The 24,145-nt window shown below is 62.2% G+C and carries 21 protein-coding genes; 9 read left to right on the forward strand and 12 right to left on the reverse strand.

The annotated features are described in order from the left end of the window. The first annotated feature begins 206 nt into the window (after positions 1-206). From ACP_RS08060 to ACP_RS08070, 3 genes are all read left to right on the forward strand, one after another. Positions 207-581 (forward strand): hypothetical protein, encoded by a 375-nt coding sequence (locus tag ACP_RS08060; protein ID WP_015896805.1) that lies wholly within the window; start codon positions 207-209, stop codon positions 579-581. Between the two features lie 295 nt (positions 582-876). Further along, the gene (locus tag ACP_RS08065; protein WP_148215088.1) at positions 877-1,176 is read left to right on the forward strand and encodes a hypothetical protein; all 300 of its coding nucleotides are present in this window, start codon (positions 877-879) and stop codon (positions 1,174-1,176) included. 111 nt (positions 1,177-1,287) lie between these two features. Then, positions 1,288-2,034 (forward strand): hypothetical protein, encoded by a 747-nt coding sequence (locus tag ACP_RS08070; RefSeq protein ID WP_169305949.1) that lies wholly within the window; start codon positions 1,288-1,290, stop codon positions 2,032-2,034. A gap of 154 nt (positions 2,035-2,188) precedes the next feature. Here ACP_RS08070 and mrdA read toward each other — a convergent pair whose 3' ends face one another. The 4 genes from mrdA to ACP_RS08090 all read right to left on the reverse strand — a co-directional run bounded on the left by mrdA (position 2,189) and on the right by ACP_RS08090 (position 7,408). Then, positions 2,189-4,321: a penicillin-binding protein 2 gene (mrdA, locus tag ACP_RS08075; protein ID WP_015896808.1), complete on the reverse strand. Its 2,133-nt coding sequence runs from the start codon at positions 4,319-4,321 to the stop codon at positions 2,189-2,191. Positions 4,322-4,381: 60 nt separating this feature from the next. After that, positions 4,382-4,900, reverse strand: coding sequence for a rod shape-determining protein MreD (gene mreD / locus ACP_RS08080; RefSeq protein ID WP_015896809.1), 519 nt, complete (start codon positions 4,898-4,900; stop codon positions 4,382-4,384). 2 nt (positions 4,901-4,902) lie between these two features. Next, the gene (gene mreC / locus ACP_RS08085) at positions 4,903-6,282 is read right to left on the reverse strand and encodes a rod shape-determining protein MreC (protein WP_015896810.1); all 1,380 of its coding nucleotides are present in this window, start codon (positions 6,280-6,282) and stop codon (positions 4,903-4,905) included. Positions 6,283-6,343: 61 nt separating this feature from the next. Next, positions 6,344-7,408, reverse strand: a complete 1,065-nt coding sequence (locus ACP_RS08090) for a rod shape-determining protein (RefSeq protein ID WP_041839418.1) — start codon at positions 7,406-7,408, stop codon at positions 6,344-6,346. 238 nt (positions 7,409-7,646) lie between these two features. Between ACP_RS08090 and ACP_RS08095 the strand changes: the two genes are divergently transcribed. Beyond that, positions 7,647-9,140: an aldehyde dehydrogenase family protein gene (locus ACP_RS08095; RefSeq protein WP_015896812.1), complete on the forward strand. Its 1,494-nt coding sequence runs from the start codon at positions 7,647-7,649 to the stop codon at positions 9,138-9,140. Between the two features lie 86 nt (positions 9,141-9,226). Here ACP_RS08095 and ACP_RS17335 read toward each other — a convergent pair whose 3' ends face one another. After that, positions 9,227-10,399: an acyltransferase family protein gene (locus ACP_RS17335; protein WP_169305950.1), complete on the reverse strand. Its 1,173-nt coding sequence runs from the start codon at positions 10,397-10,399 to the stop codon at positions 9,227-9,229. Positions 10,400-10,567: 168 nt separating this feature from the next. Between ACP_RS17335 and ald the strand changes: the two genes are divergently transcribed. Then, positions 10,568-11,683, forward strand: a complete 1,116-nt coding sequence (ald, locus tag ACP_RS08105) for an alanine dehydrogenase (RefSeq protein ID WP_015896814.1) — start codon at positions 10,568-10,570, stop codon at positions 11,681-11,683. 92 nt (positions 11,684-11,775) lie between these two features. Here ald and ACP_RS18295 read toward each other — a convergent pair whose 3' ends face one another. Then, entirely contained in the window at positions 11,776-12,522 is a 747-nt protein-coding gene (locus ACP_RS18295) for a hypothetical protein (protein ID WP_015896815.1), read from the reverse strand. 204 nt (positions 12,523-12,726) lie between these two features. On the opposite strand from ACP_RS18295, the gene ACP_RS08115 reads away from it, so the two are divergent. From ACP_RS08115 to ACP_RS08125, 3 genes are all read left to right on the forward strand, one after another. After that, positions 12,727-15,069 (forward strand): sensor histidine kinase, encoded by a 2,343-nt coding sequence (locus tag ACP_RS08115; protein ID WP_015896816.1) that lies wholly within the window; start codon positions 12,727-12,729, stop codon positions 15,067-15,069. Continuing rightward, a complete protein-coding gene (locus ACP_RS08120) occupies positions 15,066-16,418 on the forward strand; it encodes a sigma-54-dependent transcriptional regulator (RefSeq protein ID WP_015896817.1) in 1,353 nt (450 codons plus the stop codon). Before ACP_RS08115 ends, ACP_RS08120 begins: the two co-directional genes overlap by 4 nt. 115 nt (positions 16,419-16,533) lie before the next feature. Further along, positions 16,534-17,241 carry a BglII/BstYI family type II restriction endonuclease gene (locus tag ACP_RS08125; protein ID WP_041839419.1) on the forward strand — a complete coding sequence of 236 codons (708 nt, stop codon included), beginning with the start codon at positions 16,534-16,536 and terminating at the stop codon, positions 17,239-17,241. On the opposite strand, the gene ACP_RS08130 is transcribed toward ACP_RS08125, so the two are convergent. Then, complete coding sequence (locus ACP_RS08130; RefSeq protein WP_202944502.1) at positions 17,238-17,897, reverse strand: MT-A70 family methyltransferase; 660 nt, start codon at positions 17,895-17,897, stop codon at positions 17,238-17,240. The two genes, ACP_RS08125 and ACP_RS08130, sit on opposite strands and share 4 nt — an antisense overlap. A gap of 10 nt (positions 17,898-17,907) precedes the next feature. Next, a complete protein-coding gene (locus ACP_RS08135) occupies positions 17,908-18,096 on the reverse strand; it encodes a ribbon-helix-helix domain-containing protein (RefSeq protein WP_052294747.1) in 189 nt (62 codons plus the stop codon). Positions 18,097-18,952: 856 nt separating this feature from the next. Between ACP_RS08135 and ACP_RS08140 the strand changes: the two genes are divergently transcribed. After that, complete coding sequence (locus ACP_RS08140) at positions 18,953-19,885, forward strand: IS481-like element ISAcp2 family transposase (RefSeq protein WP_012680514.1); 933 nt, start codon at positions 18,953-18,955, stop codon at positions 19,883-19,885. 115 nt (positions 19,886-20,000) lie between these two features. On the opposite strand, the gene era is transcribed toward ACP_RS08140, so the two are convergent. The 4 genes from era to ACP_RS08160 form a co-directional block, all read right to left on the reverse strand. Continuing rightward, positions 20,001-21,047: a GTPase Era gene (gene era / locus ACP_RS08145; RefSeq protein ID WP_041839420.1), complete on the reverse strand. Its 1,047-nt coding sequence runs from the start codon at positions 21,045-21,047 to the stop codon at positions 20,001-20,003. Then, positions 21,044-22,321 (reverse strand): hemolysin family protein, encoded by a 1,278-nt coding sequence (locus tag ACP_RS08150; RefSeq protein ID WP_015896821.1) that lies wholly within the window; start codon positions 22,319-22,321, stop codon positions 21,044-21,046. The genes era and ACP_RS08150 overlap by 4 nt, the downstream gene beginning before the upstream one ends. Next, positions 22,318-22,926, reverse strand: a complete 609-nt coding sequence (gene ybeY / locus ACP_RS08155) for an rRNA maturation RNase YbeY (RefSeq protein ID WP_015896822.1) — start codon at positions 22,924-22,926, stop codon at positions 22,318-22,320. Before ybeY ends, ACP_RS08150 begins: the two co-directional genes overlap by 4 nt. A gap of 79 nt (positions 22,927-23,005) precedes the next feature. Continuing rightward, entirely contained in the window at positions 23,006-24,022 is a 1,017-nt protein-coding gene (locus ACP_RS08160) for a PhoH family protein (protein WP_041839421.1), read from the reverse strand. Between the last annotated feature and the right edge of the window lie 123 nt (positions 24,023-24,145).

The following is a 24,145-nucleotide window of genomic DNA, read 5'->3' on the forward strand; positions in this document are numbered from 1 at the left end:
CAATCCTTGCCAAACGGTGGAGGCGTTCGTGGCCTTCGGGGGAACTCAGCATAGCAACAGCCCGTCGCCCGCTCAAGCGTTTTCTCCCATTTGGGTTAAGTGATACATGGCGGGGCAGCGATAGGATCACCGCATTAGCCCCCAGACAGGAGGCTGGAAGGCGCCTCCTGCGAGCCGCTCTTCCAGAGGAAAGGACTCACTGAAACATGAAAAAGTACCTCGCCATTCCCTTTGCCGCAGTCTTGTTGACTCTCGCTTCCCGAGGCGCGCACGCCCAGCAGGACGCTCCCCGCACCATCGCCGGCTTGAATGACTGCATCGGCGTCCAATACACGAGCAACCGCGTGCTGGAATTCGTCAGCAGCTGCACGCAGAAGGCGACCATTTTGTTCTTCACCGACGACTCAGGACGTCCCATGACCGAATATGACGATCCGGGCAAGGTGGACAATACGTTGCTGTCGGGCATCAAACACCTGACCTACTATGCGTGCCCATATCCCAGCTACTACCCCAGAAATCTAGACGGCACCCAGATCGAGCACCCGGTCGCGCGGTACGTCTGCAGAAGGAATTTTTAGGTAGATCGAGGACCGCTCAATCGAAACGGCGGCATATCCGGGTTCAAGAAACGCTCTCATCTTTTCCTGAACCCGGAGAACGCTATACGGCTGGATATGCGAGCAGCTCTGCAACTGAGGCTGTACAAGTCAAAACTCAACTCATCAGGAGGTCGCAGAAATGCGGTCCGTGTCGAAGTTCATTCCAGGACTAATCGCAGCAATTCTTTTCAGTACAAGCGCTCACGCTTCCGGCAACTATGGTTACTGCCAGGCAAGCTGGTCGCCTTCGCCAACCTCCGCGGCGAGAATCGTAGTGACTCCGGTTTTCGAGGGAGAGGATGGATTGTTCGACCAGCCCAACCGGATCGGGAATCCTACGCCCAGCGGCTACCAGAAGCAGTTCGTTGCAATGGTGAAGGAAGAGTACGGGCTGCAGAACGCGAACATGTCCAGCTACGGAATCGGGTTCTCTGCCCAGTGCCGGGCTTTCGACAATCCTGCCGGAGCCATCACCTTTTGGTCGCAAATCAACGAGTACAACTATTCCAGGCAGGCGTATCTCATCGACCATCTCAAGTGGATGCCCCCGGGAACGATAAAGGTGAGCAATTAAATCCCGGACCACCTATGACAACAGCAATGGCGGCGTGCAGATGAAGGAGTCTCACTGGGTTCCCGACGGCACAACGCGCGTCGATGAGTAAGAAGGTTTTCTCTATCTCCCGTGCGCATTGGCGCAGCACCTGATATGGGCCAATGCGCACGGCTCTTCCGAGCTTCATTCAACTGGCGAACAGACAGGCAGACGCTTATCAAAGTGACGGGAATCATCGTAGGAAAACAAGAAAGGGACGCATCCATGGTCAGTACATCTCAAAAAGGAATTGCAGTGAAGATCGCTCGTCTCGCGGTCATGCTGTTTGCGCTTGCGGCGACAGCGATGCCCATGATGCTTGCGGCTCAGAGCGCCGGGGGCGCGGACAACCTGCCGAAGGTGCCTGTCCGCAAGCCCACTCCGGCAGAAGCGCAAAAGGCGATGGACGCGGTCAAATTTCTGGACGCTCACGACGACGATGCTGTCTGCGGCGGTTTCCGGGCGACTCATTTTATGGCCCCACCTGACATACATGGGCTGTTGATGGTCACCTACGATGCAGAGGTCTGGCTCCGCAGCGAAGATGGACACAGCGCCGGAGACTGTGCCGGGATTGGAAAAGACGACAACGGGAAAAAGAAGATAGCTGGAGTCATTAACCTAGCATTCCTGGATAGGATCACCGTAAGAAGGGCCTATAACATAAACTGGGCAATTGACTTTCACTGTGACAGCACCTATTGCAACGAAAACGCGCGTGGAACCATCGTGCTTCGCCCGGATATTTCTGAGCAGCAGGCGGACAGCCTGGCGAATGCATGGCGGGCCCTCGTGAGAGGTTTCGGCGCGCCGCTGGTGGACGAGAATGAGTTCTAGAACCGGGCTCCTGTCCGGATGTCCAGCTCCGGCGGGAGCATGAGCCCGGCTTCGGCGGCGAGTCTCATCCTTTCCCCGATCACCAGCCAAATATTAATGAGACCCGCTCCAGTCAACGTCCTTAGTTCTTCAGGGTGCTCACAAGGCACCCTGATTATCTGCGGTTCGCTTTGCGCGGGCCGCTGGGATGAACAAAGAAGTGTCCGGCGTAGACCGAGGCCAACGCCGCGGCCTGGCTGCGGCTGGTCCGGTGGAATGAGGACAGCGGGCGTCCGCCCAGAAAAGCCGGATGTTCGGGATCGGACCAGATGGCGCCCACATCGACCTTGCCGGTCTGTTGCTTCCCGTTCGATTTGCCGGAGGTGCTGGCGTCGGTTTTCGCAGGCTTCACCGGCGTGGAAGCAGACCCGGAAGAAGCTGGCAAAGCCGAAGCCGGAGCCGCTGCGGGCGCAGACTCGCCGGCGACGAGGTTGTGCCGCAGGCGGCGCTGCTTGGTCACATAGGCGTCGATGACCTGCGCGGCGATGTGGGCCACGTCGGTGCCCCATCCGCCATGCTCCCAGAAAACAGCCACCACAATGTCAGGGTTGCGGCGCGGCGCCATGCCGACGAACCATGCATTGGGGCGCTGCGCGGCCACGTGCGAGATGCCCTTCGCGCCGAAGTCCTGGCTGACGACCTGCGCGGTGCCGGTTTTTCCGGCGAAATCAATGCCCTGCAACTCAGAGCTGTGCGCGGTGCCGATGGGCGACTGCGTGACGTTAGCCATCGCGTCGGTCACCGTCTCCCACGTAGCCGTGGAGATGGGCACGGTCACATTGCCCGAGCCGGGATAGTTGGCGAGCATGGCCTTGTAATACTCCGGCGGCAGCTCGCTCGGGAAGACCACGTGCGGGCGCTTGAGCACGCCTCCGCTGGCGATGCCGCCGAGGGCGCGGGCCATCTGGATGGGCGTGACCTGAATGGCTCCCTGGCCGATGCCAACCGAGATGGTTTCGCCGGGGTACCAGGGCTGATGAAAGGTCTTCATCTTCCATGCGGTGGAGGGCATCGTGCCGGCGGCCTCGCCCGGCAGGTCCACGCCGGTCTTCTGGCCGATGCCAAACTTGTGCGCCCAGTGCGCGATGGTGTCGATGCCGAGCTTCTGCGCGAGCGTGTAGAAGTAGGTGTCGCAGGAGTAAGGGATGGCGTTGTTGATGTTCACTTCGCCATGATGCGAATCGCAGGCAAACCAATGACCGTAGAAGTAGGCTCCGCCCTGGCAATCGACGTTGAGGTTTTGCGCGATGCCGGTCTGAAGTCCGGCCACGGCCATGATGAGCTTGAAGGTTGAGCCGGGAGCCGAGAGCGCCTGGATGGCCTTGTCCATCAGCGGATGCTCCGGATCGGTGACGAGCGCGTCCCACTCCTTGCGGCTGATGTGCGTGGTGAAGGCATTCGGGTCAAACGTGGGATGGCTGACAAGCGCCAGAATCTCGCCGGTGTGCGGATCGAGCGCGACGACGGCCCCGTTGCGGTTGCCGAGCGCATTCTCGGCCGCGCGCTGAATGTCGAGGTCGATGGTCAGCCGCAGATCCGTGCCGGGCTTGGCCGGTTCGGTACCGAGTACGCCCACCTCGCGGCCATGGCTGTTCACAATGATGTCGCGCGAGCCATCCACGCCGCGCAGAATGGGGTCGTAGGACTCCTCGACGCCCGACTCGCCCACCACGTCGCCCGGCTGGTAGTAGGCATAGCGAGGGTTATTGAGCATGGCCTCGCTGACCTCACCCACATAGCCGATGAGCGCGGCGGCAAAGCCGTTTTTCGGGTAAAGGCGGCGGTATTCCTCGATGGTGTCCAGCTCGGGCAGCTCATCTTCATGCGCGGCGATGAACTGCTGCTCGCTCGGCGTGATGTCTTCCTTGAGGGGGATGGGCTGGTACTTCGGCGAGTAGCGATAGTGCCGCAGCACGGCCTTGACCTGATCGAGCGTCATGTCGAGCCCGCGCGCGATCAGCGGCAGGTCGGGCGTGATGTCATGGTTCTGGTCGCGCACCAGGTAGCAGGTGACCGACTGGTAGTTGTCCACGATGAGGCGGCCGTCGCGGTCAAAGATGCGTCCACGCGGGGCCAGCATGGGCACCTTGCGAATGCGGTTGGCCTGCGCCAGCGCGTGATAGTTTTGCGCGCCCACCACCTGCAGACGCCACAAACCGAACGAAAGCACCAGCAGAATGGCGACAATCAGGTACTGGCTGGCGGTCAGCTTGCCTGGAGAGAGTTTCTCGTCCCGATTGGTTGCCATAGTTTCAGGGTAACGCCGGGGTCACCCGCTCTCCTTCAATAAAACTCTCCGCGCGGGGCCCTAGTCGCGGCGGCGGGCGCGGTCAAACAGCGAAAACAGCATGACCCCGATCACGGCGTTGACCACGGCGTGCAGGCCTTCAAGCCACCAGATCCAGGCATAGGGCTGGTCGATGAGGTGCGTTTCGAGCAGCCAGACAATGCCGCCATGCACCAGCGTGAAGGCCGGAATCAGCAGCAGGCGCGTGCCGAGGCTCTCTGTATCAATGCGAATGCCGATCGAAGCCGCAAAATAGCCGATGATGGCCTTGGCGATGCCGTAAACGCCCAGAGGGTGCTGCGTCGGCACATCCTGCAGAATGCCGATGGCCGCGCCGCACAGCGTGCCGCCAATGGGGTTGCGCCACGTGATGGCGAAATAGATCGTGACCAGCAGCGGCAGATCGAGCACATCAAAGTGAGGCAGATGCAGCGCCAACAGCGACTGCAGCCACAGCGCCAGAATAGGCAGCAGAATCAGCAGCCAGACCGGATAGTCAGGAACATCGGCTTCGCGCCGGCTCGACGCCATGAGCGCCATGGTCAGTGGCCCTCCCCTGAGGTGGCGTGCGCGGCGGCCTTGTTGTGCGCCGGTTGAGTGACAGCCGCATGAGACTTCGCCGGATGGGACGAAGCCGGATGAGAGGAAGCCGGATGCGCCGTGGCGGCGGCCTTCGCGGGCTGCCCCGTCTTTGTATTGGCCGGCGGCGGATTGCCCGTGACCACAATGCCCGGCGTAGGCGCGGTGATGATGCCCGCGGGCGGCGGCTGGTTGGGATTGCGCCGTGGCACGCGCTCAATGCCGTTGCGCACCGGGCCATTGCGCGCGCCGGGCGTCATGCTGGCCGCGGGCGGCGTCTGGCCGGGCGTGAACTGGTCAGGCTGCGCGGGTGCCGGCGGATGCAGCGCCGGCAGCGGCTGCTCAAGGGCGAATCCATTCACGATGGAGGTGAACAGCTCTTCGGGCGGAGCCTCGGGATCGATGGCGCTCGGCAGGCGCTCGGCCAGAATGTCGGCGGCCTTCTGCTGCACCTGGTCCAGCTCGCTGTTGGCGATGTCCTGGACTTCCTGCTGCGGCATCTGGCTGGCGGTGTTGGTGATGATGAGCACCTCATTGAGGCGGTTGAGGTGCGCGGCCGGATGAATGAGGATGTTCACAAGCGGGCTGTGGCCGGGGTCAGGCACAATGCGGTCCACGGTGCCGACGGGCAGGCCGCGCGGAAAGATCTGGTCTCCGCCGCTGGTGATGACCGGGTTGCCGGGCTGAATGCGCTCGTCGGGCAGCACATCGACAATCTCCGGCTGCCCGTAGGAGTTGCCGCGCAGCACGCCCTGCAGCCGCGTGGTGGCCAGTTCGACACCCGCGCCGCTGGTGGCGTCCGAGATCTCGAGCAGCAGGCTGTGATGCTGGAAGACCGAACGCAGACGGCCCACAATGCCATTCGGCGTGATGACGGCGTCATCGCGCTCCAGTCCATCAGCCGAGCCTTTGTCCAGAATGAGCAGGTGCGACTGGTCAGAGCCCGAGGAGCCGATGACCTGCGCGGCCACGGTCTGGTAGATGTACTTCTCCTTGAAGCCGAGCAAGGCCTGCAGCCTCTGTGCCTGGCGGGCATCCTCGGCCAGACCGGCCTGCTCGATGCGCAGGCGGTCCACTTCCTGCAGTAGCTGGCGGTTCTTTTGCCGGACGTGAATCAGATCGACGTAGTTATCCCAAAGCCCGGTGATGCCGTTGCCGGTGGCGGCGACCAGGTGCTCGGGCGGCCCGAGCAGGTCAAGCGTCCAGGAGCGGATCAGCAGCACGCCCGGCGCGCCGGGAGCCGAGGAGGGCCGCCGGACCTGCACCGCCAGGCCGATGATCTGCACCAGCAGCACGGCGAGCAGCACCAGAGGATTCCTGTAACGGCTGAAAAACGATTCCATGGCACTGGTCCGGGCCGGGCTGGACCGCGATCCTTCTTCCGAGGCTCGGGTCCGGCCGGCGTTAGTCGATCTTGATCTTGCGCAGCAGGCGGAAGTCGCTGAGCATCTTGCCGGTGCCGAGCACCACGCTGGCCAGCGGATCGTCCGCAATCGAAACCGGCAGGCCGGTCTCCTCGCGAATGCGCTTGTCGAGATTCTTGATGAGCGCGCCGCCGCCGGTGAGCACAATGCCGCGGTCGCTGATGTCGGCGCTCAGCTCAGGGGGGGTGCGCTCCAGCGCGACGCGAATGGCGTTCATGATGGTCGAGATGCACTCGCCGAGCGCCTCGCGAATCTCGCTGTCGTCAATGGTGATCGTCTTCGGCACGCCCTCGATGAGGTTGCGGCCCTTGATCTCCATGGTCAGCGGCTTGTCGAGCGGGTAGGCGGAGCCGATCTCCATCTTGATCTGCTCGGCGGTGCGCTCGCCGATCAGCAGGTTGTACTTGCGCTTGAGGTAATTCATGATGGCTTCGTCCATCTGGTTGCCGGCCATGCGGACCGAGCGCGAGTAGACGATGCCGGAAAGCGAAATGACGGCGATGTCGGTAGTCCCGCCGCCGATATCCACCACCATGTTGCCGCTGGGCTCGGTGATGGGCAGCCCGGCGCCGATGGCGGCCACCATGGCCTGCTCCACCAGAAACACTTCACTGGCCTTGGCGCGATACGCCGAGTCCTCGACGGCGCGCTTTTCCACCTGCGTGATCTCAGACGGCACGCCGATGACGATGCGCGGATGCACCATCATCTTGCGGTTGTGAGCCTTCTGAATGAAGTAGTTGAGCATCTTTTCGGTGACCTTGAAGTCAGCGATGACGCCGTCCTTCATCGGCTTGATGGCCACGATGTTGCCGGGCGTGCGGCCCAGCATCTCCTTGGCCTCTTTGCCGACCGCCTCCACCTCGCCGGTGTTCTTATTGAGGGCGACGATGGAGGGCTCATTGACGACAATGCCCTTGCCGGCCGCGTAGACCAGCGTGTTGGCCGTGCCCAGGTCAATGGCCAGGTCACTGGAAAAAACACTGAACAGCGATCGCACGCCGTGCGACCGGGAAGAGCGCGAATGGAAACCGTTTGAAGGCATGTCGGGGGTGTTTTCTTATGAGAACTCTACCGGTATTGTACGGCCAGCGCGCGCGGTGTCATGAGTAAGGGGGTGCATATTTTGGGGCGCGGGGCAGGGATTTGCACAGGATTGGGAATTTGTGTGCTGCAAGTGCCAAATGGGGAACCGGCACGGTAGCGATGGAACCCCCAATCCGCTATGCTGGTGAGTTTTCCTCCCTGTTCCCTTTTCTTTAACCAGTCAGGAGCTTTCAAGCGTGGCGACCAAGTCTTATCAGAATCTGATCGGCGGCCGGTGGGTTCCGGCCCGCAGCGGCAAGACCTTTCTCAATGTGAATCCGGCGAACCACGACGACGTGGTGGGCGAGTTTGCGCTCTCGGGCGCCGAAGACGTGGCCGACGCCGTCGAGGCCGCCGAGGAGGCCTACAAGACCTGGCGGCTGACGCCCGCGCCCAAGAGGGCAGAGATTCTCTACCGCACCGGCGAGCTGCTCACCCAGCGCAAAGAGGAGTATGCCCGCGCCATGACCCGCGAAATGGGCAAGGTGCTGAGTGAGACGCGTGGCGACGTGCAGGAGGCCATCGACACGGCCTTTTACATGGCCGGCGAGGGCCGCCGCCTCTTTGGCCAGACCACCCCGTCTGAGCTGCAGAACAAATTCGCCATGTCCGTGCGCATGCCCGTGGGCGTGGTGGGCATGATCGCGCCCTGGAACTTCCCCATGGCGATTCCCTCGTGGAAGCTCTTCCCTGCCCTGGTCTGCGGCAACACCTGCGTCATCAAGCCGGCGGAAGACACGCCGCTCTCGACCATCCATCTCGTCGAAACGCTCATCGACGCCGGACTGCCCGCAGGCGTCGTGAACATCGTCACCGGCTACGGCCCCGAGGCGGGCGCACCGATCGTCGAGCACCCCGGCGTGCGCGCCGTCTCCTTCACCGGATCAAGCGAGGTAGGCCGCATCGTCGGGCAGAACGCGGCGGCGCGCTTCAAGCCCTGCTCGCTCGAAATGGGCGGCAAAAACGCCATGATCGTGCTGGCCGATGCCAATCTTGACCTCGCGCTTGAGGGCGCGCTGTGGGGCGCGTTCGGCACGACCGGGCAGCGCTGCACCGCGACCAGCCGCATCATTGTGGACAAGGCCGTGGCAGGCGAATTTACAGCGCGGCTGGTGGAGCGGGCGAAGAGTCTTCGCGTCGGCGACGGCCTCGACGAAGCCATCCAGATGGGCCCGCAGGTGAACCAGCAGCAGATCGAGACCTCGGCAAACTACTGCGCCATCGCCAAAGCAGAGGGCGCGGAGCTGCTCTGCGGCGGCGAGCGGCTCACCGGCGGCGCGCATGCCAGGGGCACCTTCTTCGCTCCCACCGTGGTTGGCCGGGTGAAGCCGGGCATGCGCATCGCGCAGGAAGAGGTCTTCGGGCCGGTGGTGAGCGTCATCGAGTGCGACGGCTTTGACGATGCCGTAAAGATCGCCAACGGCATCCAGTACGGGCTTTCGACCGCGCTCTACTCGCGCGACGTAAACCTGGCCTTCCGGGCCATGCGCGATCTCGAGGCCGGCATCACCTACATCAACGCGCCCACCATCGGCGCGGAGGTCCACCTGCCCTTTGGCGGCGTGAAGCAGACCGGCAACGGGCACCGCGAGGGCGGCACGGGCGCGCTCGACTTCTACACCACCTGGAAGTCCGTCTACGTGGACTACTCGGACAAACTGCAGCGCGCGCAGATTGACAACGCAGACTAGGACTGGCCGTCCAGGCACACGCGCCTGCGGCGTCCGTCCATCTTTCTCCCACGTCCGGCAACGGACGTGGGACGCCCCACTCAGAATTATTTTGTAGCGACTGACTGCGCCGGGAATAGAAAATTCAGGCGCGCCTTCACAAAGTCGCGCACCTTTTCCGTATGGAACTCCGTGACGCTGGCCAGCAGGTAAGCATAGCCGGTCGCGGCCAGCAGCAGGCACAGCGCAAAACCCAGGTGCGCCCACGTCGGCTGCCAGCGATGGTCATGCAGCAGCAGCGCCGTGAGCAGAGTCAAAAACGGCACATGCACCAGGTAAAGCGTGTACGAGAACCCGGCAGCCCGGCGGCTGACGGCAACTTCGGTCGAGGGCTTGGCCTCGATACGGTAGCTGAGCAGGGCCAGCATCAACGGAATGGTCGCGAGCGTCAGCAGATAGTCCGACACCGTGCCATTCAGTCCGTGGACCTTCGCCAGAAAGAAAAAGACAGGCACATAGGCCGCGATGATGATGGGGCGCATCCGCGCAGGGATCTGCGGCAGCGGAAAGAACGCCAGCGCCGCCCCGGCCAGCCAGACCGGAAAAAGCAGCAGAATGGAGCGCGACAGAAAGACGGCCATCACCAGAAAAAGCGCGGCGTGCGTCAGGCGGCGGGCCCAGCCGCTTCCCGGGCGCAGCGCGATAATGGCGCAGGGAAAGAGCAGGTAATACCAGAACTCGTTCGCCAAACTCCACAGCGGCCCGTCCGATCCGAAGGTATGGGTCACCGTGTCCTGCAGGAAAAAGAGGTTGCCGAAAAAAGTGCCCCAGTTGTGCCGTTGCTGCACGTTGGAAGTCACATGATTGGACACCTGGCCCGTATAGAGCAGCGTGGCCGCGTGGCTGTGCAGGCCGATAGCATCCCACAGGGCGCAGAGCACCAGCGCGGGAATCAGCACGAGCCACAGCCGCGTGAGGCGATGCAGCAGATAATCACGCCAGTCCCAACGTTTCTGGCCTGTCTTGCGCCAGACGCTGCTGCCAATGAGAAATCCGCTCAACACAAAAAAGATGATGACGGCCTGATGGCCCGCGCCCGTGAGCACATACGGCACAGCCAGCAGCGCGCGCAGTTTGTGCGAGGCAATCTCGGGAAAGTCGATGAACAGCAGCGCCCGCCAATGCGAGACCAGGACCAGGAATGCGGCCAGAGCGCGCAGCAGGTCGAGATTGACCGAAGCTCGGCTTTGATGGAACGAAACTGTTCGAATCTGGGTCATCTCGCACAGCATAACCGATTGCCCTTGAAAGCCTGATTTCATCCGCGTCGGCGCGCATTTTGCCCGGGAATACGTTATTCTTTGGAGTTTGCCCCCAACAGCCAACGTGGCTTCCCGGCGGGCTGCGGTAGTTGCTTCACGATGTAGCAGGAAGTGCAGAGGAATCAGATGATTATCGGAGTACCCAAGGAAGTCAAAGACCACGAGAGCCGCGTCGGCATTACGCCGGCCGGCGCCAAAGAGCTGACCGCCGCCGGCCACAAGGTGCTGGTGGAGACCCGCGCGGGCGAGCTGTCGGCCTTCACCGACGACGAGTACCAGGCCGCCGGCGCTGAAATAGCCGGCAACGCCGCCGAGGTATGGGGCCACGCCGAGATGGTGGTCAAGGTCAAGGAGCCCGTCGAGAAGGAGTACATCTTCTTCCGCGAGGGGCTGGTGCTGTTCACCTATCTGCATCTGGCTCCGCTGCCGGTGCTGACTGATCAGCTTCTCAAGAAGAAGGTCACCGGCATCGCCTATGAGACGATTCGTGACCGGCACAACACGCTGCCGCTGCTCACGCCCATGTCCGAAGTGGCGGGCCGCATGTCCGTGCAGGTGGGCGCTTCCTATCTTGAAAAAGAGCGCGGCGGCCGCGGGCTGCTGCTCGGCGGCGTTCCGGGCGTACCCCCGGCCAACGTGTGCATCATTGGCGGCGGCATCGTCGGCACCAACGCCGCGAAGATCGCCCTCGGCATGGGAGCCAAGGTCACCCTGGTAGACCTGAACCTCAACCGCCTGCGCGAGCTGGACGACATCTTCAACGGCCGCCTCTACACGCTCGCCTCCAACAGCTACAACGTGGCGCAGGCCGTGCGTGAGGCCGATCTGGTGATCGGCGGCGTGCTGATTCCCGGCGCAGCCGCGCCGAAGATCGTGACCCGCGAGATGGTTTCACAAATGAAGAAGGGCGCGGTCATTGTCGATGTGGCCATCGATCAGGGCGGCTGCATTGAGACGGCCCGGCCCACCACGCACAGCGACCCCGCCTACGAGGTAGACGGTGTCGTCCACTACTGCGTCACCAACATGCCGGCGGCGGTGCCGAACACCTCCACGCTCGCGCTCACCAACGCCACCTTCCCCTACGTGATGCGGCTGGCCCGTCTGGGCGCCAAGGCCGCCATTCTGGAAGACCGCGGCCTCAGCGACGGCGTGAACACCTACAACGGCGTGCTGACCTGCGAGCCGGTCGCCGTGTCGCAGAACAAGGACTGGGAAGGCATCCTGTCGCTGCTGCAGTAAATCTCGCTGCCAGCGGAACGGATATTTTCACAAGCAAACAGAAGAGGCGCGGCTCATGAGCCGCGCCTCTCTTGTTTGCAAATGGTATTCCCTCACTGCAGACGAACCGAGTGCTCCAGACGGAAGGTCAGAATCGACTCCGCCGGAATCACAATGTTCTTGTTGCCGGTGAAGGCCGTGCCGGCCGTGCCGGCTCCAGCGCCGGCTGCCGCGCCAATGAGCGCGCCCTTGCCGCCGCCAGCCAGACCGCCAATCAGAGCACCCAGGCCCGCACCGCCGCCAATAAAGCCCAGCGAACGGCGTCCCTTGCCCTTTTCCACGCGAGAGATGCTGCTGGTCATGACGGGGAAGCTGTGCCCCTGCACGTCGATGCGTTCCAGGCGAATCGCCAGAACAGCGCCGCCCTTGAAGCGCCCGAGTGGCTTCGCCTCAAGCACCGCGCCCTCGGCGCGCGCGCCGCGAGGAACCACAACATTGCCGTTGGAGTCCGTGATCGCATTCTCCACGGTCGCGCTGAAGGTGTCACCACTCTGGCTGATCTTCGAGCCGAGATCCTGGTTGATGCGCACGCGAATATCCCGGCCTGCCGGAATCACCTGCGCGGGCGGCGGCGAAGGCGCACGACGCGCGCGCGCCGGACGCGAACTGTAGGAAGAAGAGGAAGAAGAAGAAGAAGAAGAAGAATTATCCGCGGGCGGAGGCGGTGGCGTGGACTGCGCCGTGCTGCTGGCAGCCGGTGCAGCCGTCTGGCTTGCCGCCGCTGCCGGTTGGGTAGAGTTCTGCGTGTTATCAGCACTCTTCTTACTGCAGCCGGACACAATCAGCGCGGCTGACAGCACTAAACTGCTCGCGAAAGCAAAAGAGACTTTGTTTTTCATCGGCCTATTGAGATGCGGCCCGGGGAGCCGCAGTTGTGCCTTTCTATGAATGTTTTATGAAGCACTGAGGTTGCCTCTATCGATGCGCAACCCGTTGAACCTGCAGAACCTTATAATACGGCGCAAGCGCTCTGGCGAGCCACGGCGTCACGCGCGGGAGAGTTTTTGCCTGGATCAAAACCAAAACGCTATCCGGCCTTTCTGGCCATCTGCATGCTGCTGCTGCTGCTGGCGCTGAGCATGCTCAATGCCTTTAACCTGCACTTTCTGCACCCCCAATCGGCGGGCGAAATCTACCTGTTCACCGCGATCTCCATTGTCAGCTTTCTGCTGCTGGTCACGCTCATCGTGCTGCTGGCCCGCAACATTCTCAAGCTGCTGGCCGATCAGCAGAGCCGCGTGCTGGGCTCGCGGTTGCGCTCGCGCATGATTCTGGGCGCGCTCATCCTCTCATTCGCGCCCGCGCTCTTCATGTTTCTCTTCAGCTACCTGCTGATGAACCGCTCCATTGACCGATGGTTCTCGCAGCCCTCCACCGATCTGCGCGAGGCCTCGCGCTCCATTGCAGTGGAGCTGGCCAGCTACATGAGCGCCAACGCGCGCGCCGAGGCGGACTCGCTCGCCAGTTCGCCAGCCTTCGCCGCTCCGCCGCCGGGAACCGCCTCCGCCAGTGCACAAAAGGCCCGCGAAGCCGCCATCACCCAGGAGATGAAGCGCCACCGCCTCACGCTGCAGGGCGGCTTTGTCGCCATTTATGAGGATGCGCAATTGCGCGCCGGCTACCAGTTGCCCGCGCGGGCGCAGACGGCCTCTCTGCACTCCTGGCTCGAAGACTCCGAACGAGACTCCCGGGAACACGCCACGCGCCCCCCCGCGCTGCCGCTCTCCCTGGCCATTCTGCAGGCGGCTCAGAGCAGCGACGACCCAATTCTGAGCGCGGCCGGCACGGAGTACGCCTTAGGAGCGGCCAGCCTCAACAACGGCGGCCTCATCGTGGTCGGCCTGCCCGTGCCCGCCGAACTGCCGCCCAATCTTGACACCCTCAGCGCCGGAGCACGCCAGTATTGGGCCATCTACCGCCAGCGGCGCACCATTCGCAGTATGTATCTGCTGCTGTTACTCATGCTGACGGCGCTGGTGTTTTTCTCCAGCAGTTGGCTCGCGCTCTACCTCTCCAAGCAGATCACCCGCCCCGTCGAGGCCCTCGCCGACGCCATGAGCGAGATCAGCCAGGGCCACTACTACCAGCGTGTCACCGTCAACGCCTCGCAGGAGCTGGGTGAGCTGGTCCGCTCCTTTAACGAAATGGCCTCTGACCTCGAGCAGAGCCGCCTGCTCGCCGACTACTATACGCAGCAGCTCTCCACCGCCAACCAGACGCTCGAAACACGCCGCAACGAGCTCGAGACCATTCTTGAAACCATTCCCAGCGCCGTGCTCACGCTCGATGCCGGGCGTCATGTGCTGGGCTGCAACCGCGCCTTTGCCGCGCTCTTTCCCGCACCGGGCGGCACCAGCCGGGAAGGCGCGCCGCTCGCCGGGGTCATTCCCGCCGAGGTGCGCGACGACGTGCTCGAGCTCGACCGCCGCGCCCGCCGCATGGGCCTCGCCAGCACCGAGCTGGAGCTGCGCCGCGACGGCGTCACCCTCAATCTCGCCCTCACCATGGCCGCCGTCAGGCTGGGCGGCCATCAGCGCGGCGCGATTCTGGTGATTGAAAACGTCACCGAACTCTTGCGCGCGCAGCGCCAGGTCGCGTGGAAGGAAGTCGCGCAGCGCGTCGCGCACGAAATCAAAAATCCGCTCACGCCCGTCACCCTCTCGGCGGAACGCATCCGGCGGCACAACGCGCGCAACACGCCCGAGTCCCAGCAGGTCATCGAGCGCTGCTGCGACATCATTCTGAGCGCCGCCGAGTCCGTGCGGCGTCTCGTGGACCAGTTCGGCGTCCTCGCCGAGTTCCCCGCCGCCATGCCTTGCCCCGCCGACCTCAACAACATTGCCGAGAGCGCCGTGCTGCAGTTTGAAGACCGCCTCGACGGCATCCGCATCGAGCAGCACCTGGCGGACCCGCTGCCACCCGTCATGGCCGACGCCGAGGCCCTCAAGCGCGCGCTCGCCAACCTCATCGACAACGCCGCCGAGGCCATGCATGACAGCCTGCTGCGCGTGCTCTCGATTGAAACCTGCCTCAGCGAGACCGCAGGCATGGCCGAAATCGTCATCGCCGACACCGGCTCCGGCCTCACCGAGGAGATGCGCGAGCGGCTCTTCCTGCCCTACTTCTCCACCAAGCAGCGCGGCACCGGCCTCGGCCTCACCATCGCCGCAAAAATCGTGCAGGACCACGGCGGCACCATTCGCGCCGAGCACAACGCGCCCAAGGGCACGCGCTTTGTCATCAACCTGCCGCTGGCCGACGCCGCGCCATCTACACTGACACTGCCGCACGACACCGCAGCGGCAAAGACCAGCGGCTGGCCCGCAGGAGAGATCGACCAGGCATGAACCACATTCTCATCGTCGATGACGAGGCCGAGATCCGGCAGTCGCTCGAAGAAATCCTCAAGGAAGAAGGCTACATCGTCACCACGGCGGCCACCGCCACCGAGGCGCGCACCCTGCTGCACGACGCGGCCTATGACGTGATGCTGCTCGACATCTGGCTGCCTGACGGCGACGGCCTCGACGTGCTGGCCAACGCGCAGACGCTCGGCACCGATTCGCGGCCTGAGGTCATCGTCATCTCCGGCCATGCCAACATCGCCACGGCCGTGAAGGCAACCAAGCTCGGCGCATTCGACTTTCTTGAGAAGCCGCTGCTGCTGGAGCGCACGCTCATCGTGGTGAAAAACGCGATGGAAGCCAAGCGCCTGCAGAGCGACAACCTGGAGTTCCGCCGCCAGCTCGCGCTCGAGCAGCACGTCTCCGGCGAAAGCGTCGCGGCCAAGGCGCTGCGGCAGCAGATCGCGCTCATGGCGCCCACCAACGGCCGCGTGCTCATCTATGGCGAGTCGGGCGCGGGCAAAGAGGTCATCGCGCGCGCCATTCACGCTGGCAGCCTGCGCCGCGAGCGCGTCTTTGTCGAGCTGAACTGCGCCGCCATCCCAGAGGACTTCATCGAGGCCGAGCTCTTCGGCTACCGCAACGCCGCCGTCGCCGGCGGCCCCAACGAGAAGCGCGGCACCTTTGAGCGCGCCAGCGGCGGCACGCTCTTTCTAGACGAAGTGGGCGACATGAGCCTCAAGACGCAGGCCAAGGTGCTGCGCGTGCTCGATGAGCAGAGCTTTGTGCCCATCGGCGCCACGCAGCCGCTGCAGGTGGACGTGCGCGTCATCGCCGCCACCAACAAGAACCTGGAAGACGAGATCGCCAAGGGCAACTTTCGCGAAGACCTCTTCTACCGGCTCAACGTGATTCCCTTCTTCGTGCCGCCGCTGCGCGACCGCCGCGAAGACATCCCCGTGCTGGTGTCGGAGTTTCTGCTGGGCTTTGGCCGCGAGTACGGCCGCACGCATGTCGAGATCAGCCGCGACGCCGTGGACGCGCTCATGCAATACCACTGGCCCGGCAACGTGCGCGAGCTGCGCAACATGGTCGAGCGCGTGCTCATCCTCAACCCGCAGGTGCGCCGCATTGAGAAGAAACACCTGCCCGTGCTCGCCCAGCGCACCGCCCACAAGCAGGAGGACTTCCAAAGCCTGCAACACGCCCGCGAAGCCTACGAGCGCGACTACATCCTGCGCAAAATTGAGGAGTGCAAAGGCAACATCAGCCGCGCCGCCGAGGTGCTCGGCCTGGAGCGGTCGCACCTCTACCGCAAGATGAAGACCCTGGGGATTGGGGTGCGGGAATGAATGAATCTCCATTGGGCTGAAATTACGCTTCCCTCCGCCAAGTGACTGCGCGGGATCTATTGTTCTGCGTCTCTGAAACATATAACCAAGCTCAGAGTACGTTTAAACTACGGCCATGTTTGAAACAGCCACATATGATGATCCGCTGGTGCTCGATCCTGCAATTCGAGCACGCTGGGCATTTCTCGAAACTAGTTCTGCCTCAGCAGTTCTTCGTTCTGTCTGTCCGGCAGAGTGGGCGGATATCGTTTCTTTCCTGGGTTCATTTCGCCTCGATCCGTCCCGCTGGCTGGTTGCAGGCGGAAATCGTGGCGACATCGCAAAGCAGATAGACGGTATGTTCAGTGAACGAGGCTGGCGTGAAATCCGGGTCGACCTCTCCACTAAGGCAATCCTGAAGAACAAATCAGAGGAGACGGTAGAGGAACTGCCTGCGGTGTATCAGGAAGGATATCTTGTTGACAACTTCAAGGGGCGAGTCGCGCTCGATGTTGAGTGGAATGCCAAGGATGGAAACCTAGACAGAGACCTGTCCGCCTATCGTGCGTGGCATGAGGCTGGTGTAATTTCCGCCGCAGTGCTTATCACTCAGGACAGGATCAAACTCAAAGAGCTTGCTGAACGGATATGGGGGGACTATCAGCAAACCCTTCCAGAAGATCAAAGGAATAGAAGACTACCCATTGACCTGGCAACATCCACAACAACTAACCTGGAAAAAGCTGCACTGCGCGTCCGTCGGGGAGTCATGGGTACATGCCCTCTTCTAATCGTCGCCGCAATACCCGCAACTTGGAACCAGCAGCCGTTTACGACAGGCTAGTCTCCAGCCACAGGAACTTCTGCGCGCGAGTGGTTAGCATAAGTTTTCCAGGTAGGCTCGTAGGAGTCGTCGGCTTGGTTTCCCCAAGATACCCATTTTTTGCGATCACCTCGGGCAAACAGCTCAAGGAAAGGTCCCGGGCTACAAGCCTCGATGATGTCGTATTGCTCGTCTGGCTTCCGGGAATGCTCTCTCTTGCGACTGCTCAAATAGTTCACTTGCGTACGTCCCGGTTGCAGCGTGCGCGCATTCTTTCCACGCACTCCGAATAAGATCAATTCAGTAACATTCCTGAAATAAAAGCCGACACCACGACCGTCTGACCCGCCATCTTTGCGGATCTTGTGCCATACCAGATTGCTTTTGTACTGGAATCCCCATGCCCGCATCACTTCCAGACCTTCAGGGAGCAAGGCGTTAGGTACCCAAAGATACAGATGCGCGGTATCCGCCGAAACTGGCGCAACAGGAAGTTCTTTTATCTCGTCGAGCGTCATCGTTCCGTAACGGCTGAGGCGCTTGTGTTCCGGCGCAACTTTGCCCGTCCGGTTCTGGAATTGCCACGGTGGGTCTGCAAGAATCGTCCCGAAGCGCCGTCCGGCCGCCGTGTTCAGCAAATCCTCGCCAGCCGGCGAAAACTGATAGATCGGAAGCACCTTGCTGCTCCTATTCATGACTCGCGCCCGCAAATAGTGGCCATTGTTCCGCAACGTATTTTTCTGCTGCGTCCCTAATCACCCAAGCGACGGTGACCTTCTTCTGTTTCGCAATGATCTCAAGTGACGAATACACCTGCACAGGCAGGGTTACCGAGGTTCGCGTAGAAGGCTCGTTGTTGAGTTTGCGCGCCACCATTCCCTTTCCAGTATACTGCACCACGTTACACCACATAGGTGCCAGCGCGAAGTGGAAATCGCAGCAATTTCTCTCTTGCAATTAGTGTGGGGAAATTCGACACGAATCGCGCGATTTACTGAGATTCCTCTAATCAGTAATTCGTTGCGGAGACGCATCCCTCCTAGGTTGGCTCCCATCTTGAATTCTGGGTAGCGCCACCAGACCAAGGTGCACATCCGAAGCCGCTTCAGAATGATGGGCGGTCGTCGACCGCTTCGGTCTGCACTTTCAATTTTGCTAAAGCATCGGCCCGCTGGACCCAGCCCCTCGTCCCGCCGACTGCCGGGAATTTGACCCATTTTCGCTACCATGGAAACAGGGGAATTTCCCGCTTCTCGCCCTTTCGGAGTGCCGGGCCGGACTGGTCCGCTGACTGGCTTGCGGGCCGGATTCGGGCAGCGGCGAAGTCTCTCTTACCCCGAAATTCTCGCCTCGAAAATGTGAATTTCAATTCACATTTTATTTCCCGCAAATTTACCCGCAACCATCGAAGAATCAACCAGATAGGTCATTTTCCACCCATCCGCCCTCTTGCACTCTGAAAAAATATCGGCAAAATGTGATTCCAGATTCACATTTTCACGCGAAACGCACTAACCCACTGAAAAATAAAGGCTTGCCAGGAGCCAACAGCGCCCTCCCAGCCCATTTTCCAGAAATAATGTGAATTCACATTCACATTTTCCCCGAAGGGCCGAAACCCACGTCTCAGAATCGAGACGTGGGGCACCTGTGATGTTTCAAGAGGTTGTCCATTCGAAATTTCGCGGAGAAGCTGTTTGTGGCGAACAAGCAGAGTCTTCGGAGAGATCGAATGGACATTCACCAGAATGCTCGTCTAACGCCTTACAGTCGAGAGCAGTTGGCGAGAAAAGTTATTTGTACCGGGTGCACGTTGAAGCTGGCCGCGGCCAGCTTCAACGTGAGCGCAAAGACGGCCGGCAAATGGGTGCGCCGGTATCGCGCCGAGGGTTCGGATGGCTTGCGGGACCGCAGCTCGCGTCCGCATCGCAGCCCGCGGCGCTTGCCGGAGGCGTTGCGGCTGAGTGTGATTGAGCTACGGCGGGGTTACATGCCGGGGTATCAGATCGCCCGGCGCAGCGCTGTGAGCGTGTCTTCGGTGAGCCGTATTTTGCGGCGCGCGCGGCTGAGCCGATGGCGCGATCTGAACCCGCCTCCGCCGGTGGTTCGCTATGAGCATGCCGCTCCAGGCGACTTGCTGCATCTGGACATCAAAGGCATGACGCGCTTCGGCGAGGTCTCGCTGCGCGGCGACGGCAGGCTGCGGGGCAAGAAGGAACACCCGGGCTTTTTGGCTCTGCATGTGGCCGTCGACGATCACTCGCGCATGGTCTTCGCCCAGATGCTGGCCGATCAGAAGGCGGAAACCACGATCGGTTTTCTGCACGCGGCGGTTGAGTTTTTCGCCAGCCATGGTATCGGCATCCGCGCGCTGCTGACCGACAACGGCAGCAGCTACCGCTCTCGCCAGTTCCGTCAGGCTTGCCAGCAGATGGCCATCAAACACAGCCGCACTCGGCCCTATACCCCCAGAACCAACGGCAAGGCCGAGCGCTTCATCCAGACAGCCATGCGCGAATGGGCTTACGCCAAACACTGGACCGACTCCAGCCAGAGAGATCAACACTTGCAGTCCTGGATCCACTACTACAACCACGAAAGACCTCATGGTAGCCTCAACTACAAACCGCCAAGCAGCCGATCCCAAGAAGGAACAACCTCTTGACCTTCTACAGCCACCCAAAATGCTTCGCTGACCCGCTGACTTGCTAACTCGCCGACCCGCTGACCCGCTGACCCGCTGACCGGCTGACCCGCTGACTCGCTGACGCCCCCCCTGGCTACTCTTCCTCGCCGCGCTGCTTGCGTTCGCGGTTGGCTTTGGCGGAGAGCTCTTCGAGCTGGCGGCGCCAGTCGAGCGACTCGATGAAGGGCTCGGACTCGCGCCAGCGATCCTTCACCTTGACGTGCAGTTCGAGGTAGACGCGCGTGCCGAGCAGCGACTCGATCTCCTTGCGGGCGCTGGCGCCGATTTCTTTGAGCTTCGAGCCGCCTTTGCCGATCAGGATCGCCTTCTGTCCCGGGCGCTCGCAGTAGATGGCCGCGGCAATGCGCGTGAGCGGATTGGTTTGCGAAACCGGCTCCTCATACTGCTCGATGATGACGGCCGAGGCGTAGGGCACCTCTTCGCCGGTCTCCATCAGGATGCGCTCGCGGATCAGCTCGGCGACCAGGAAGCGCTCCGGCTGGTCAGTGAACTGGCCCTCGGGGAAGTAGCGCTGGCCCTCAGGCAGGTAATCGACCAGCTTGGCCAGCAGCTCATCGAGACTGTTGCGCTTGCGGGCGGAGATGGGAAAGACCTCGGCAAAGTTGTGCAGGCGGCTCAGCTCGGCGATGAGCGGCGCGAGCGTTTCGCGGTCAACGAGATCGATCTTGTTGATGACGAGGAAGACCGGGCAGTCGAGCTTGCGGATGAGCTCAAAGACAAAGGCGTCTTCATTGCTCTCCAGCAGATCGCGCTGGGTCTTCGTCTCGCCCTCGGCGGCCGCGGCCTCGGCGAGCGCCACGCGGCGCGAGGCGTCGACCATCCAGATGACGATGTCGCGGGTCTCGAGCGCGGCATGCACCTCTTGCAGCATGCGGCGATCGAGCGTGTTGCCGGGCTTGTGCACGCCGGGCGTATCCACAAAGACGATCTGCGCGGCGGGGCGCTTGCCGGCCTTGGTGTTCTGGGCCGGCACCTCGACGATGCCGTGGATGCGGTTGCGCGTGGTCTGCGGCTTGCTGGTGACAATGGCCACCTTTTCGCCGGCGAGCGCGTTGAGCAGGGTAGACTTGCCGGCGTTGGGGCGGCCGACGATGGAGACGAATCCAGAGCGCATTTTCATTCCTGTGTGTCCTCGGGCAGGCGCGCGATGCGCATGCGCTCGATGCGGCGGTCAGTGGAGGCGAGAATCTCAAAGCGCATGCCGAGCTGCTCGACGACCTCGCCGGCCATGGGGATGCGCCCGGCCAGCTCGCTGACAAGCCCGGCGACGGTGGTGGCATCCATATCCTGCGGAATCTCGACCTCTTCATGCAGCAATTCTTCGAGCGTGGAAATTTCAAGCGTGCCCGGCACGATGAGCGAGCCCGAAGGCTCGCGAACCACCTGGGCGAGGTCGTGATCCTCATGCTCGTCGGTGATGGAGCCGACGATTTCTTCGAGCAGATCTTCAATGGTGACCAGGCCGGCGACGCCGCCGTACTCATCAATCACCAGGCGCATATGCTGCTTTTCCATCTGCATTTCGCGCAGCAGCGCATTCACTTTTTTTGACTCGGGCACAAAGCTGGCCGGCCGCTGCAGGCTGGCCACGGTGCGGGTGCGGGCGTCCTCATCGGTGATCTGCAGCAGGTCGTGCGCAAAAATAATGCCGGTGATGTGATCGACCGAGCCTTCGTAGACGGGCACGCGCGAATAGGGGTTCTCCCGCAGCATCTCGGTAAACTGCTCCAGGGTGAGGCTGCCGGGAACGGCGAAGAGCTGCGGCCGCGGAGTCATGACCTCGCGCACCACCTTGTCGCCAAATTCCACGGCCGAGCGGATGAGCTCGCGATCACTCTCCTCCAGAATGCCCTCTTCTTCACCGGCCTCGATGAGGGCTTCGACGGCTTCGGACTCGTCCTCAGCGCGGGCCTCGGTGTGCGGCTCAGCGAGGGCGGCAATCGAGAGGAAAAACTGCAGCAGCAGCGCGACCGGCACCACGATGTAAAACAGAACCGCGAGCAGCCAGCGCAGGCGCGCGAGCCACTGGCCGCGCGTGCGGTTAAAAAACAGAAACGGCAAAAGCTGGTTGCAGACCAGAATCACCAGCACGACCGAGAGCGCGGCCTGCGCCAGCATGGCCACGGCGCGGTCTGGCTCGGCGGTGGCGTGAATGGCCACCGGAAAGGTAAGCAGCATGAGCAGCGCGGCAAACGAAAGCTGCTCCAGCAGCACGGCGCTCAGTTGCAGCAAGGGGCGGTTGAGGCCGAGGCGCGGCTCGATGTGCTGCTCCCACGCATCAATATTTTCCTGGTATTCGCGGGCCAGAAAGCGGCCCATCTCCATATAAAGGCGCTCGATGTAAGAGGCGAGCGTATAGACCACCAGCAGAGCGCAGATGGCGAGCAGGCTCATCGCGACCTCTTCGCGGGCCGCGCCGGTAATCGCCGGCTGGAGGACTTTTTCGCAGGCATCTTCTTAGCCGGTTTGGATGCGGCTTTCTTCGCAGGCCGCGCTGGTGCCTGACTTGCGGAGGCGAGACGTTTTGGGTCGGCGGCCTGCGTGCGCTCAATCAGCGCGGACTTGAGTCCGAGCTTGATGCGCAGGCGCTGCTCGAGGCGCGCCATTTCGCCGTTGTCTGTCTCGTGATCGTAGCCGGCCAGATGCAGCGTGCCATGCAGCAGCAGCACTTTCAACTCTTCAATGAGAGTGTGGCGATGCTCCGCGGCCTGGCGATCGGCTGTCTCTACAGAAATGGCGAGGTCACCCGCAATGGGCGCAGGAATGGGTCCGTCAGGGCCGTCGAGCGGCGCGGCCGGAAACGAGAGCACGTCCGTGGGCTTATTTTTGCCACGGAATTCGCGGTTCCAGCGGCGAATCTGCTTGTCGCCGGTGAGCAGCACGGAGACGTCGCCGCGCAGTTTGACGGCGCGGATAGCCTGCTCCAGAAAAAGTTCGAGCTGCGGCACCCGCAGGCGGCGGGCGTAGGCGGGGCGTATGTCGGGGTCGGTCAGAATCATCTTGACGAGCGGAAAAACCTGGGGAGGAAGCGGTGGCTTCCTCCCTTTCATGGTATCGCATGTGGTTCCAGCTTCGTGTTTATTGGGGCTTGGGCGCGGACTTGGCCTTGGCCGCATCTTCATCAAGCGAGAGCGGCAGTTCCTGCTGGTTGCGACCGAAGCTGTCGTAGGCGCGGATGATGCGCTGCACGAGGTGATGGCGCACGACGTCACCGTCTTCAAAGTGAACGAAGCCGATGCCATCGACGCCCTGCAGAACGCTCATGGCCTCGATGAGTCCGGAGCGGCGCGGGTTAGGCAGATCAATCTGCGTAATGTCGCCGGTGATAACGGCCTTGGCGTTGTTGCCGAGGCGCGTCAGGAACATCTTCATCTGCTCGCTGGTGGTGTTCTGCGCTTCGTCCATGATGATGAAGGCGTCGTTAAGGGTGCGGCCGCGCATGAAGGCGAGGGGCGCAATCTCGATGATGTTGCGCTCCAGCATTTTGTCGACGCGCTCGGGTTCGAGCAGGTCATAGAGCGCGTCATAGAGCGGGCGCAGGTAGGGGTCTACCTTCTCTTGCAGGCTGCCGGGCAAAAAGCCGAGGCGCTCGCCGGCTTCGACCGCGGGGCGCACGAGAATGATGCGGCTCACTTTTTTTGCCAGCAGCGCCGAGGCGGCCATGGCGACGGCGAGATAGGTTTTGCCGGTGCCGGCGGGGCCGATGCCAAAGACCATGTCAGACTGCTCAATGGACTCGACGTAGCGGCGCTGGTTGAGCGAGCGGGGCTGCACCATGCGCTTGGCTCCGGCCGAGCGCTGCTTGCCCGCATCGACCAGGCTGCGCAGGGTGATGGAAGGGTCAGCGGTGACGAGGCGCAGCATGCCGTTGAGTTCGCCGTTGTGCAGGTTGACGCCGGCGCGGCGCAACGCTTCAAAGTCGGCAAAGATGCGCTCGACGCGCTCCACGCTTTCTTCAGGCCCTTGAACGACGAGCCCGTCTGACTGGAAGTCGATGCGCACATGGAGAACATCTTCCATGAGCCGGAGGTTTTCATCGCGGGTCCCGAATAGGGGCTCAAGGTTCGGCGTGATTTCCAGCGCTTTTTTCATCAAGCGGTGAGATGACCTCCCAGGTCAAAGGGTATGCACCCGGCCTGCGTTGTTTGTGGTTGGGGTGGGGCGGCATGGCGCTGGGTTCTGCAGCCGCGCGCCCGGTAAAGGCGCATCGGCGGAACC

It is taken from the genome of Acidobacterium capsulatum ATCC 51196, from assembly GCF_000022565.1.
Taxonomy (GTDB): Bacteria; Acidobacteriota; Terriglobia; order Terriglobales; family Acidobacteriaceae; genus Acidobacterium; species Acidobacterium capsulatum.

Bases quoted from the DNA above. Each gene is read 5' to 3' on its own strand.
- ACP_RS08060 (WP_015896805.1), top strand. From the start codon at position 207: ATGAAAAAGTACCTCGCCATTCCCTTTGCCGCAGTCTTGTTGACTCTC.
- mrdA (WP_015896808.1), bottom strand. From the start codon at position 4,321: ATGGCAACCAATCGGGACGAGAAACTCTCTCCAGGCAAGCTGACCGCC.
- mreD (WP_015896809.1), bottom strand. From the start codon at position 4,900: ATGGCGCTCATGGCGTCGAGCCGGCGCGAAGCCGATGTTCCTGACTAT.
- mreC (WP_015896810.1), bottom strand. From the start codon at position 6,282: ATGGAATCGTTTTTCAGCCGTTACAGGAATCCTCTGGTGCTGCTCGCC.
- ACP_RS08090 (WP_041839418.1), bottom strand. From the start codon at position 7,408: ATGCCTTCAAACGGTTTCCATTCGCGCTCTTCCCGGTCGCACGGCGTG.
- ACP_RS17335 (WP_169305950.1), bottom strand. From the start codon at position 10,399: ATGACCCAGATTCGAACAGTTTCGTTCCATCAAAGCCGAGCTTCGGTC.
- ald (WP_015896814.1), top strand. From the start codon at position 10,568: ATGATTATCGGAGTACCCAAGGAAGTCAAAGACCACGAGAGCCGCGTC.
- ACP_RS08120 (WP_015896817.1), top strand. From the start codon at position 15,066: ATGAACCACATTCTCATCGTCGATGACGAGGCCGAGATCCGGCAGTCG.
- ACP_RS08125 (WP_041839419.1), top strand. From the start codon at position 16,534: ATGTTTGAAACAGCCACATATGATGATCCGCTGGTGCTCGATCCTGCA.
- ACP_RS08135 (WP_052294747.1), bottom strand. From the start codon at position 18,096: ATGGTGGCGCGCAAACTCAACAACGAGCCTTCTACGCGAACCTCGGTA.
- ACP_RS08140 (WP_012680514.1), top strand. From the start codon at position 18,953: ATGGACATTCACCAGAATGCTCGTCTAACGCCTTACAGTCGAGAGCAG.
- era (WP_041839420.1), bottom strand. From the start codon at position 21,047: ATGAAAATGCGCTCTGGATTCGTCTCCATCGTCGGCCGCCCCAACGCC.
- ACP_RS08150 (WP_015896821.1), bottom strand. From the start codon at position 22,321: ATGAGCCTGCTCGCCATCTGCGCTCTGCTGGTGGTCTATACGCTCGCC.
- ybeY (WP_015896822.1), bottom strand. From the start codon at position 22,926: ATGATTCTGACCGACCCCGACATACGCCCCGCCTACGCCCGCCGCCTG.